This is a genomic window from Pseudomonadota bacterium (genome assembly GCA_030859565.1).
GTDB lineage: Bacteria > Pseudomonadota > Gammaproteobacteria > JACCXJ01 > JACCXJ01 > USCg-Taylor.
The window spans coordinates 1-12,328 of the sequence record JALZJW010000118.1 but is presented as its reverse complement, the minus strand read 5'-3'; the positions used below and the strand labels follow the sequence as shown (position 1 = coordinate 12,328).

Annotated in this window: 7 protein-coding genes; all 7 read right to left on the bottom strand. The window is 59.1% G+C overall.

Going from position 1 to position 12,328, the window contains the following annotated elements:
* Nucleotides 1–101, bottom strand: a 101-nt coding sequence (locus M3436_15560; protein MDQ3565475.1) for a GTP-binding protein, incomplete at its 3' end; no start/stop codon positions are given.
* A gap of 27 nt (nucleotides 102–128) precedes the next feature.
* The gene (gene fusA / locus M3436_15555) at nucleotides 129–2,228 is read right to left on the bottom strand and encodes an elongation factor G (protein MDQ3565474.1); all 2,100 of its coding nucleotides are present in this window, start codon (nucleotides 2,226–2,228) and stop codon (nucleotides 129–131) included.
* A gap of 30 nt (nucleotides 2,229–2,258) precedes the next feature.
* Nucleotides 2,259–2,729, bottom strand: coding sequence for a 30S ribosomal protein S7 (gene rpsG, locus M3436_15550; protein ID MDQ3565473.1), 471 nt, complete (start codon nucleotides 2,727–2,729; stop codon nucleotides 2,259–2,261).
* A 184-nt stretch (nucleotides 2,730–2,913) separates the two neighbouring features.
* Nucleotides 2,914–3,288, bottom strand: coding sequence for a 30S ribosomal protein S12 (gene rpsL / locus M3436_15545; GenBank protein MDQ3565472.1), 375 nt, complete (start codon nucleotides 3,286–3,288; stop codon nucleotides 2,914–2,916).
* Between the two features lie 173 nt (nucleotides 3,289–3,461).
* Nucleotides 3,462–7,640 carry a DNA-directed RNA polymerase subunit beta' gene (rpoC, locus tag M3436_15540; GenBank protein MDQ3565471.1) on the bottom strand — a complete coding sequence of 1,393 codons (4,179 nt, stop codon included), beginning with the start codon at nucleotides 7,638–7,640 and terminating at the stop codon, nucleotides 3,462–3,464.
* A 63-nt stretch (nucleotides 7,641–7,703) separates the two neighbouring features.
* Complete coding sequence (rpoB, locus tag M3436_15535) at nucleotides 7,704–11,780, bottom strand: DNA-directed RNA polymerase subunit beta (protein ID MDQ3565470.1); 4,077 nt, start codon at nucleotides 11,778–11,780, stop codon at nucleotides 7,704–7,706.
* 97 nt (nucleotides 11,781–11,877) lie between these two features.
* Entirely contained in the window at nucleotides 11,878–12,258 is a 381-nt protein-coding gene (gene rplL / locus M3436_15530; protein MDQ3565469.1) for a 50S ribosomal protein L7/L12, read from the bottom strand.
* Nucleotides 12,259–12,328: the final 70 nt, after the last annotated feature.

Here is a 12,328-nt window from a genome sequence, read left to right as displayed (position 1 = left end):
ATCGTTAACGCCGCCGTCAACGTCGTCTTCCCATGATCCACATGCCCTATCGTCCCTACATTCACATGCGGCTTCGTTCGCTGAAATTTCTCCTTGGACATAACTCAGTTCTCCGCTTTCGTTCGTCGCTACCGGGCCTGCTTCGTCACGGCTTCCGCGATACTCGCCGGCGCCTCGCTATACTTTGCGAATTCCATCGTATAGGTGGCTCGTCCTTGGGTGGCGGAACGCAGATCGGTCGCATACCCGAACATTTCCGCCAGCGGCACCTCCGCGCGAACTATGCGGCCCGCGGGAGAATCCTCCGTACCCTGCAACACGCCTCGGCGGCGGTTCATATCCCCATTTACGGTCCCGAGGTATTCCTCGGGCGTCACGACCTCGACTTTCATTACCGGTTCCAAGAGTACGGGCTTACCGTGCGCCGCGCCATTCTTAAACGCCATGGAGCCGGCGATCTTAAACGCCATTTCGCTCGAGTCGACTTCATGGAAAGACCCATCATAGACTATCGCCCTGATATCTACGACCGGATATCCAGCCAGCACGCCGTTACCCAACTGTTCGCGAATGCCTTTCTCAATTGCCGGAATGTATTCCCTGGGAATCGCACCGCCCACGATCTCGTTCACGAATTCAAACCCTTCCCCCGGCGCCCTTGGCTCCAAACGCAAGAGCACATGGCCGTATTGACCCCGGCCGCCCGACTGTCGAACGAACTTTCCTTCCGCCTTATCCACGATCTTGCGGATGGTTTCCCGGTAAGCCACCCGCGGTTTCCCGACGTTGGCCTCAACCTTGAACTCCCGCTTCATCCGCTCGACGATGATCTCAAGGTGCAACTCGCCCATACCCGAGATAATCGTCTGAGCGGACTCCTCATCCGTATGCACACGGAAAGACGGATCCTCCGCGGCCAGCTTCGAGAGGGCCATGCCCATCTTCTCTTGGTCGGCCTTGGTCTTCGGTTCCAATGCCACCGAGATGACCGGATCGGGGAACACCATCCGTTCTAAGGTGATGATCTTGTTGACAGCGCACAAGGTATCGCCGGTCGTCACGTCCTTGAGGCCCACCGCCGCCGCGATATCGCCGGCCCGGACTTCCTTGATCTCTTCGCGGCTATTGGCGTGCATTTGCAGCAAGCGGCCGATGCGTTCCTTTCTGTTTTTTAGAGGGTTATATACGGTGTCGCCGCTTTGCAGCGCCCCCGAATAGACGCGAAAGAACGTCAGGGTGCCCACGAACGGGTCGGTCATGATCTTGAAGGCCAGCGCGGCATAAGGCGCGTCGTCCGAGGGCGGCCGGGTTTCCTGAGTCTTACCGTCGTCCAATGTGCCCTCGATGGGCGGAACATCAACCGGCGCCGGAAGTAATTCGATGACCGCATCGAGGAGCGCCTGCACGCCCTTGTTTTTGAACGCCGAACCGCACAGCACGGGAACGATTTCGTTTCTAAGCGTCCGCATCCTCAGACCCCGATAGATGTCCTTCGGATCAAGCCCCCCCGCATCAAGGTACTTTTCCGTCAGATCCTCGCTCGCGTCGGCCGCTGCTTCCACCATTTTGTCGCGCCACTCGGCACACAACGCCTTCATCTCAGCGGGTATTTCGCGTTCCTCATAGCGCGTCCCCTGCGACGATGGGTCCCAATAAATGGCCTTCATCTTGATGAGATCGACCACGCCCTCGAACTTTTCTTCCGCACCGATCGGGATCTGGACCGGCACCGCCGCGCTGCCCAGACGCTCGCGGATCTGCCGCACCACGCGCAGGAAATCGGCGCCCGCGCGGTCCATCTTATTAATAAATGCCAATCTCGGAACCGAATACTTGCTGGCTTGGCGCCACACAGTCTCGGACTGCGGCTCGACACCCCCAACGGCGCAAAAAACGCCCACCGCACCATCGAGGACGCGTAGCGAGCGCTCGACTTCGATGGTAAAGTCGACGTGACCCGGCGTATCGATGATATTGACCCGGTGCTCGGGGTACTGGTTACCCATACCGCGCCAGAAACACGTGGTCGCCGCGGCGGTGATCGTGATTCCGCGTTCCTGCTCCTGCTCCATCCAGTCCATCACGGCGGCGCCGTCATGGACCTCGCCAATTTTATGCGACACCCCGGTGTAGTAGAGAATACGCTCGGTCGTGGTCGTCTTGCCCGCATCGATATGAGCCATGATGCCGATATTGCGGTAGCGTTCGATGGGGGTTAACCGGGGCATGATGAGACACTCTATCGCTACCAACGGGCGCTACCAGCGATAATGCGCAAAGGCGCGGTTGGCTTCCGCCATACGGTGAGTGTCTTCCCGCTTCTTAACCGCCGTCCCTCGATTCTCCAAAGCCTCCAGAATCTCGGCGGCAAGCCTCGATCCGAAGGTCTTCTCGCCGCGCTTGTCCGAGGCATCGACCAGCCACCGCATCGCCAGCGTCGTACGGCGTTTGGCGCGCACCTCGACCGGCACTTGGTAGGTGGCGCCGCCGACGCGCCTCGACTTGACCTCAACGCGTGGCCGGATGTTGTCGAGCGCTTGCTTGAACGCCGCTAGAGCATCGCTTTGCCCCTTGGCGGCCACTTGCTCCAAGGCTCCGTACACAATCCTTTCGGCGAGAGATTTTTTTCCCTGATTCATGACCATGTTTATAAATTTCGCAATCGCCTCATCGCCGTATTTCGGATCAGGCAAAATGACTCGTTGTTCAGCGACGCGTCTTCTAGACATAGCGAGCTATCATCCGCAGTATTTCTACTTCCAAAAAACTAAGAGTTTGTGAAAAAACCGTCGCGAGCGAAGGGAGGTCGCGTTCCGCCGGAGCGCAGGAACCGGAGTGTATATTGAAATACATGAGGATTCCGAGTACCGCCGGAACGCGAGATCCCGAGCGTAGTAGGTTCTTTCACAAACTCTAAGACTTCGGGCGCTTGGCACCGTACTTCGATCGCCCTTGCCGGCGCGCCGCGACGCCCGACGTATCCAAGATGCCTCGTACCGTGTGATAGCGAACCCCGGGAAGGTCCTTAACCCGTCCGCCACGGATCAGGATCACCGAGTGTTCCTGTAAATTGTGTCCCTCTCCCCCGATGTAGCTCGTCACTTCATAGCCGTTGGTGAGCCGCACGCGCGCGACCTTCCGCAGGGCCGAGTTCGGTTTCTTGGGTGTGGTCGTATAGACGCGCGTACAGACACCGCGCTTCTGCGGACACCCTTCGAGCGCCGGCACGGTACTCTTTAACCGCTGTTGTTTCCGTGGACGCCTGACCAGTTGATTGATCGTAGCCATTCGTTAAAGCACCTTGTGCGGCGATTAATTCCGGCCGCTTCTAAAAAAAACAACAGGCCGGATCGCTCCGGCCTGTCAAATCTATGGGATTCTAATAATTCGATTCACCCACTGTCAAGCTAAAACTGGCCTAATCTATCACGATCTCGCGCTGCTCCATGCACGCCGTTTCCCTAACCCGCCGCCACATCCGCCCCGCCGAGATCGGCGAAGCGGGTTGCCAGATCCGCGGGTTGCTCACGTTGGCTGCGCCGCTCCCCGTGAAAGGCGAATCCCGTCCCGCCCGGGATCAATCGCCCAACGATGACGTTCTCCTTGAGCCCGCGCAGCTCGTCGCGTTTCCCGGTCACCGCCGCCTCGGTCAAAACCCGCGTCGTTTCTTGGAAGGACGCCGCCGAGATGAACGATTCGGTGGCCAAGGAAGCCTTGGTAATTCCGAGCAGCATCTGCGTCCACCGCGCCGGTTTCTTGCCATCCCGCGCGCCGCGTTCGTTTTCATCGAACACCCGCTCCTTTTCGGCGTGCTCACCCAGGAGGAAGCGCGTATCGCCGGGGTCGGTGATTTCCACCTTGCGCAGCATTTGGCGCACAATGACCTCGATATGCTTGTCGTTGATCTTCACCCCTTGCAGGCGGTATACGTCCTGCACTTCATTGACGATGTAATTCGTCAACGCATAGACGCCTTTCAGGCGCAAAATATCGTGCGAGTCCGGCGCGCCATCCACGATCACTTCGCCCCTCTCGACATGCTCTCCTTCAAACACGGCGACTTGACGCCATTTCGGAATAAGGATCTCCGTTTGCTCGCCCGCCTGGTCGGTGAGCACCAAACGTTGCTTCCCCTTGGTGTCGCGGCCGAAGCTGACCGTCCCCGAGACCTCGGCAAGGACGGCGGCCTCTTTCGGCCGGCGCGCCTCGAACAGATCGGCCACGCGTGGCAATCCCCCCGTGATGTCGCGGGTTTTCAAGGACTCCTGGGGCAGTCTCGCGATGACATCCCCGACTTTCACGCTGGCGCCGTCCTCGACATTCACAATAGCCCGCGGCGGCAGGAAATAGTGCGCTGGGATCTCCGTGCCCGGGATCTTGAGATCCGTACCCTCGGCGTCGACAAGCTTGACGACCGGCCGCAGGTCTTTGGCGCTGGACGGCCGTTGTTTCGGATCCATCACCACGATGCTGGTCAGACCGGTGATCTCATCGATGTGCCGGATCACGGTGACCCCTTCGACGATATCCGCGAACCCCACCACGCCCGCCACTTCCGTAATAACGGGGTGCGTATGGGGATCCCAAGTGGCGATCACCTGCCCGGGCTGAGCCTCGAACCCGTCGGTAACCGTCAGCACCGCGCCGTAAGCGACTTTGTAGCGTTCGCGCTCCCGCCCGAACTCGTCCACGACCGAGATTTCGCCCGACCGGGACGCCGCGACGTAGGTCCCCGTTTCGTGCTTGAGCAATTTGATGCTGTGGAGCCGGATAACTCCCTTCGACTTGGCTTCGATGCTGTTTGCCGCCACCGCCCTCGAGGCGGCGCCGCCGATATGGAAGGTCCGCATGGTCAACTGTGTGCCGGGCTCGCCGATCGACTGCGCCGCGATCACCCCGACCGCTTCGCCCACGTTAACCAGATGCCCGCGCGAGAGATCGCGCCCGTAGCAGGCGCCACACACTCCATAGCGCGTCCGGCAGGTGATCGGCGAACGCACCTTCACCTGGTCCACACCGGCGGCCTCCATTCGCTCGGCCCAGCGCTCATCCAATAGGGTGCCGGCGGGCACGACGACCGCACCCTCGCCCGCCCGGCGTACATCCTCCGCCACCACTCGTCCGAGTACCCGGTCGCGGAGGTGCTCCACGACATTACCGCCTTCGATGATCGGCGCCATGAGAAAACCCGTCGTGGTCTTGCAGTCCTCTTCGGTGACCACGAGGTCTTGCGCCACATCCACCAGGCGGCGGGTCAGATAGCCCGAGTTGGCCGTTTTTAAGGCCGTATCGGCAAGGCCCTTGCGCGCGCCATGCGTCGAGATGAAATACTGTAAGACGTCCAGGCCTTCCCTGAAGTTGGCCGTGATGGGCGTCTCGATGATCGACCCGTCCGGTTTGGCCATCAATCCGCGCATGCCCGCGAGTTGGCGGATCTGCGCCGCCGATCCGCGGGCGCCGGAATCGGCCATCATGAAAATCGAATTGAACGAGGTCTGGCGGATGTCCTTGCCCTGGACCTTGACCAGATCCGTACCGAGCTTGTCCATCATCGCTTTAGCCACTTGATCATTCGTATGCGACCAGATGTCGATGACCTTGTTATAGCGCTCACCCTTGGTGACCAGGCCCGACGCATATTGCCCCTCGATCTCCTTGATCGCATCTTCCGCCCTACCGATGATCTCTTTTTTCTCCTCCGGGACCACCATATCGTTTACGCTGATGGATATCCCCGCGCGTGTGGCATGATTAAAACCCGTGTACATGAGCCGATCCGCGAAGATCACAGTATCCTTGAGACCCAATTGACGATAACAGGCATTGATCAGATTGGAGATGGAGCGCTTATTCAGTTCCTTGTTGATGAGGTCGAACGGAAGCTCCTTGGGCAGCACTTGCGATAACAAAGCCCGTCCGACCGTGGTCTCGACGAGCCGCAAAACCTCGCGGCGCTGCCCGAATTGGTCTTGAACGACCTCGCGGATCCTCACCTTGATGCGGGCGTGCAGATCGGCCGAACCGCTCGCATGCGCGCGATGCACCTCATCGAGATCGGCCAAAGCCATACCTTCGCCGCTGGCCCCGGCACGCTCCCGGGTCAGGTAATACAAGCCCAAAACGACATCCTGCGTCGGCACGATGATGGGTTCGCCATTGGCCGGCGAGAGTATGTTATTGGTCGACATCATCAAGGTGCGCGCCTCAAGCTGAGCTTCGATCGACAAGGGCACGTGCACCGCCATTTGATCGCCGTCGAAGTCGGCGTTAAAGGCCGTGCAAACCAAGGGATGCAGTTGGATCGCTTTGCCTTCGATGAGCACCGGTTCGAAGGCCTGTATCCCGAGCCGGTGCAAGGTCGGCGCGCGGTTCAGCAGTACCGGGTGCTCGCGGATCACGTCCTCGAGGATGTCCCATACCTCCGGGCCCTCGCGCTCCACCATCTTCTTCGAGGCCTTGATCGTGGTGGCCATGCCCAGGCGTTCCAATTTGCTGAAAATGAAAGGCTTGAATAATTCCAGCGCCATCTTTTTGGGCAACCCGCATTGGTGCAGCTTCAAGGTCGGCCCCACCACGATCACCGAGCGCCCGGAATAATCGACGCGTTTGCCGAGCAGGTTCTGCCGGAACCGGCCCTGCTTGCCCTTGATCATGTCGGCAAGGGACTTCAGGGGTAGCTTATTGGTCCCCGTGATGGCGCGGCCCCGGCGTCCGTTATCGAGCAGCGCGTCCACGGCCTCTTGCAGCATGCGCTTCTCATTGCGGACGATGATGTCCGGGGCGCTGAGATCCAACAAGCGCTTCAAGCGGTTATTCCGGTTGATCACGCGCCGGTAGAGATCGTTGAGATCGGAGGTGGCGAAGCGGCCGCCATCGAGCGGGACCAGCGGGCGCAATTCCGGCGGCAGAACGGGCAGCACGGTCATGACCATCCATTCGGGACGGTTGCCCGAGGACACGAGCGCCTCGAGCAGCTTGAGCCGTTTATTGAGCTTCTTTAGCTTCGTTTCGGAGGCGGTGTTCGGCAGCACCTCGCGGATCTTGGCGATCTCGATCCGAAGATTGAGCGTCCGAAGGAGCGCGTGCACGGCCTCGGCGCCCATACGCGCGTTGAATTCATCGCCGTATTGCTCCATCGAATCCAGATACATTTCCTCGGTCAGCAATTGGCCGCGTTCGAGCGGCGTGGTGCCGGAATCGATGACGACGTAAGCCTCGAAATAGAGGATGCGTTCGATTTCCCGCAAGGAAAGATCCAGCAGCAAACCCATGCGTGAGGGTAATGATTTCAAGAACCAGATGTGGGCCACGGGACTGGCGAGCTCGATATGGCCCATCCGCTCGCGCCGGACTTTGGCCAGGGTGACCTCAACACCGCATTTCTCACAGACCACCCCGCGGTGCTTGAGCCGCTTGTACTTTCCGCACAGGCATTCGTAGTCCTTAACCGGCCCAAAGATTTTGGCGCAGAATAGACCGTCGCGTTCCGGTTTGAAGGTCCGGTAGTTGATGGTCTCCGGCTTCTTGACCTCGCCGTAGGACCAGGATCGGATCTTCTCCGGCGAAGCGATGCCGATAGTGATGGCGTCAAATTCCTCGCTCAGCCCCTGTTGCCTGAGGAGATTCAATAGATCTTTCAAGGCTATTCCTCCTTCCCGGGACCTTTCAGGCGGACCCGAGAAATGATGCGATGCGATAAGGCATCACTTCTGATCGAGTTCGATGTCGATTGCCAAAGAGCGTAACTCCTTCAACAACACGTTGAAGGATTCCGGCATCCCGGCTTCCACGCGGTGGTCCCCGTCAACGATGTTCTTATACATCCGGGTGCGCCCATTCACGTCATCGGATTTGACGGTCAACATCTCCTGCAGCGTATAAGAGGCGCCGTAGGCCTCGAGCGCCCACACTTCCATCTCCCCGAACCGCTGGCCTCCGAACTGCGCCTTTCCGCCCAAGGGCTGTTGCGTCACCAGACTGTACGGACCGGTGGAGCGCGCGTGCATCTTGTCATCGACAAGGTGGTTAAGCTTCAGTATATACATGTACCCAACGGTCACGGGACGATCGAAGGGCACACCCGTACGGCCGTCACGCAGGACTGCCTGGCCACTCTCGGGCAACCCCGCGAGTTTCAGCAAGTCTTTAATCTCCCGGTCCGAGGCCCCGTCAAAGACCGGCGTGGCCACCGGGACACCTTGGCGGAGATTCATGCAGAGCGCGCGGATCTCCTCGTCGCTGAATGCGGAAAACTCTTCCTGTTTGCCGCTACTGTTATAGACACGCTCTAAGAACTGCCGGATCTCGGTCATCTTGGCTGCACCGTCCAACATCTTCCCTATGCGCTCCCCGGCGCCTTTCGCCGCCCACCCGAGGTGTGTCTCCAGTACCTGGCCCACATTCATGCGCGAGGGAACGCCCAAGGGGTTGAGCACGATATCAATCGGGGTGCCATCTTCCATGAACGGCATGTCCTCGACGGGCACGATGGTTGAAATGACGCCCTTGTTGCCGTGCCGGCCGGCCATCTTGTCACCGGGTTGAACACGGCGTTTAACCGCGAGATAGACCTTGACCATCTTCAGCACACCGGGGGCAAGATCATCGCCTGAGGTTATTTTCGAACGCTTTTCCTCGAAGCGGCGATCGAACTCTTGCTGTTGCTGGGCGACCAACGCCGCCAAACGATCGAGCTGCGCCTGCACCTCTGCACTGCGTACTTTGAGGTCGAGCCACTTCTCGCGCTTCAGCCCTTCTAAATAGGCCTGGGTGATCTTGGTTCCGGTCTTCAGACCACCCGGACCTCCGTCGGCTACCTTGCCGAGCAGGGCTTTCTCGATGCGCTGATAAACATCATCTTCCAGGATCCGCAGTTGGTCATCGAAGTCTTGCTTGACTCGCATGAGCTCCGCCGTCTCGATCTCCAAGGCCCGGGCATCCTTCTCTATCCCGTCGCGCGTAAACACATGGACATCGATCACCGTCCCGCTCATCCCCGAGGGCACCCGTAGCGAGGTGTCCTTCACGTCGGAAGCCTTTTCACCGAAGATCGCCCGAAGCAGTTTCTCTTCAGGCGTCAGTTGCGTCTCGCCTTTCGGTGTGACCTTGCCCACCAGAATATCACCGGGGTTGACTTCGGCGCCGATATAGACGACTCCCGACTGATCCAGCTTTCCGAGCGCGCTCTCGCTCACGTTCGGAATATCCCCCGTGATCTCCTCCGGTCCGAGCTTGGTGTCGCGGGCGATGCAGTTGAGCTCTTCGATGTGAATGCTGGTGTAGCGGTCCTCTTCGACGACGCGCTCGGAAATCAGAATCGAGTCCTCGAAGTTGTAACCGTTCCAAGGCATGAAGGCCACCAGCATATTCTGCCCGAGCGCAAGCTCGCCGAGATCGGTGGCGGGGCCATCGGCCAGCACATCGCCTTGCGCGATCCGATCGCCCGGCCGCACCAGGGGCCTTTGGTTGATGCAGGTGTTCTGGTTAGAGCGGGTATATTTGGTAAGATTGTAAATATCGACGCCCGGCTGACCCGCATCGGTGTCGTCCTCCTCGCTCCTTACCACGATCCGGCTGGCATCCACCGAATCGACCACGCCGCTGCGTTCGGCCACCACCGCGACGCCCGAGTCGAGCGCGACGGCGCGTTCCATACCGGTCCCGACCAGCGGCATCTGCGCGCGCAGCGTAGGCACGGCTTGGCGCTGCATGTTGGATCCCATGAGCGCGCGATTGGCATCGTCATGCTCGAGGAAGGGGATGAGTGACGCCGCCACCGACACGATCTGCTTCGGCGAGACATCCATGTACTCGACCTTATCGGGCGTCGACAAGGTGAATTCATTCTGATAGCGGCACGAGACCAGGTCATCGATGAGCCGGCCGCCGGCATCCAGCTTTGCGTTTGCTTGGGCGATGACGTACTGGCCCTCCTCGATAGCGGACAGGTATTCCACCTCGGTCGTCACTTTGCTGTCCGCGACTTTTCGGTAGGGCGTCTCGAGGAAACCGTAACGGTTAGTCCGCGCGTACACCGCGAGCGAATTAATCAAACCGATATTCGGTCCTTCCGGCGTCTCGATCGGACACACCCGGCCATAATGGGTGGGGTGCACATCGCGCACCTCGAAACCGGCCCGCTCGCGGGTAAGTCCCCCGGGACCGAGCGCGGAGATGCGGCGTTTGTGCGTGACCTCCGACAGCGGGTTGTTCTGATCCATGAATTGCGACAACTGACTCGAGCCGAAAAACTCCTTGATGACCGCCGACACCGGTTTCGCGTTGATGAGCTCCTGCGGCATGGTCCCTTCCGACTCCGCAAGACTCAAGCGCTCCCTGACTGCCCGCTCGACCCGCACCAAGCCGATGCGAAACTGGTTTTCGACCATTTCGCCCACGCTACGCACGCGCCTATTTCCAAGGTGGTCGATGTCATCGACGGTTCCGTTTCCGTTACGGATATCGATTAACACCCTGAGCACATCGATGATGTCTTCCTTCGACAGAACGTTTGCTCCCTCCGGCTCCGCGCGCCCGACCCGCCGATTGAACTTCATGCGGCCCACCGCGGATAAATCATAGCGGTCAGGGCTGAAAAACAGGTTCTTAAACAGACTATCGGCGGCTTCCCGTGTCGGCGGTTCGCCGGGACGCATCATGCGGTAGATTTCCACCTGCGCCTCCCCCGCGGAGCGCGTGGGATCGACACGCAAGGTGTCCGAGATGTAAGACCCGCGGTCCAAATCGTTGGTATAGATCGTGGTGATGGACGTAATGCCGCAGGGGCTGCATTTTTCCAAGAATTCGTGGGTGACCGGGTCATTGGCTTGTGCGGCGATCTCCCCGGTATTGGAATCCACGACATCGCTGACCAGCACCTTTCCGAGCAGGTAATCGCGTGGCACCACGATGTGCTTTAGTCCTGCCCTCTTGAGGGCATTGACGTGCCGAACCGTGATACGCCGGTCCTTCTCGACCAGAATCTGATCATGATCATCCTTGATATCGAAGGCCAGCGTCTCGCCCCGCAGCCGTTCCGCGATGAGCTCCATTTTGATCGTGCGTTTGCTGATCTCAAAGACCATCTTTTCGAAGAAAACGTCGAGGATTTCCGCGGGGGAGTAACCGAGGGCGCGCAGTAGGATAGTCGCCGGGATCTTCCTGCGCCTATCGATGCGCACGAACAGGTAGTCCTTGGGATCGAACTCGAAATCCAGCCATGAACCCCGATAGGGGATGACCCGCGCCGAGAACAGTAATTTACCCGAGGAATGCGTTTTGCCTTTATCGTGCTCGAAAAAGACACCAGGCGATCGATGTAACTGCGAAACGATGACCCGCTCGGTGCCGTTGATGACGAAGGTGCCGTTGCTGGTCATGAGCGGCAATTCGCCCAGATAAACTTCTTGCTCCTTGATATCCTTGACGGTGCGTGCCGCGCCCGACTCCTTGTCATGGATAACGAGCCTGACCTTCACTCGCAAGGGCGCGGCATAGGTGAGCCCTCGCACCTGACATTCCTTCACGTCGAATATAGGCGTACCGAGGCGGTAGCTGACATATTCGAGCAGCGCGTTTCCGGAGTAGCTCACGATCGGAAAAACCGATGTAAACGCGGCATGCAAGCCCCTGTCTACGCGCGCTTCTTGCGCGCTATCGGCTTGCAGGAAATCCCGGTAGGAATCGATTTGCGTCGTCAACAAATAGGGAACCTCGAGTATGCTTGGACGCTTACCGAAATCCTTACGAATACGCTTTTTCTCTGTGTACGAATAGGCCATGGTTAAGATCCGCGTTCTAAAGGGCTATAGCACGGACGGTGACTTGGGCCACCCCCCGCATGGGCGTGAGCAGACAACCGAGACAAGGTGCCTGCTGTTACTTGACCTCGACCGTCGCACCCGCCTCTTGGAGTTGCTTCTTGATGGTTTCCGCTTCCTCCTTCGGCACCGCTTCTTTGACCGCCGCGGGCACGCCTTCGACCAGGTCTTTAGCTTCTTTAAGTCCAAGGCCGGTAATCGCACGCACCGTCTTGATCACGCCAACTTTGTTTTCTCCGAAGCTCGTTATCAGCACGGTGAACTCGGTCTGCTCTTCCACTGCGGCCGCTGGTGCCCCTCCGGCGCCGGCGGCCCCCGGCGCAACCGCGACCGCGGCCGACACCCCGAACTTTTCTTCCATAGCCTCAACAAGGTCCACCACTTCGAGAACCGTCATCTTGGAAATGGCCTCCAAGATCTCTATTTTTGACACTGCCATGATAGCTAAGCCTCCTAACTAAATGCCTGTGACGATTGAATTAAGCCGCTTGCTTTTGATCGCCTACCGC

What these genes read in the sequence shown, in the direction of transcription:
- fusA (MDQ3565474.1), bottom strand. Translation starts at nt 2,228, where the DNA reads ATGCCCCGGTTAACCCCCATCGAACGCTACCGCAATATCGGCATCATG.
- rpoB (MDQ3565470.1), bottom strand. Translation starts at nt 11,780, where the DNA reads ATGGCCTATTCGTACACAGAGAAAAAGCGTATTCGTAAGGATTTCGGT.
- rpsG (MDQ3565473.1), bottom strand. Translation starts at nt 2,729, where the DNA reads ATGTCTAGAAGACGCGTCGCTGAACAACGAGTCATTTTGCCTGATCCG.
- rpsL (MDQ3565472.1), bottom strand. Translation starts at nt 3,288, where the DNA reads ATGGCTACGATCAATCAACTGGTCAGGCGTCCACGGAAACAACAGCGG.
- rplL (MDQ3565469.1), bottom strand. Translation starts at nt 12,258, where the DNA reads ATGGCAGTGTCAAAAATAGAGATCTTGGAGGCCATTTCCAAGATGACG.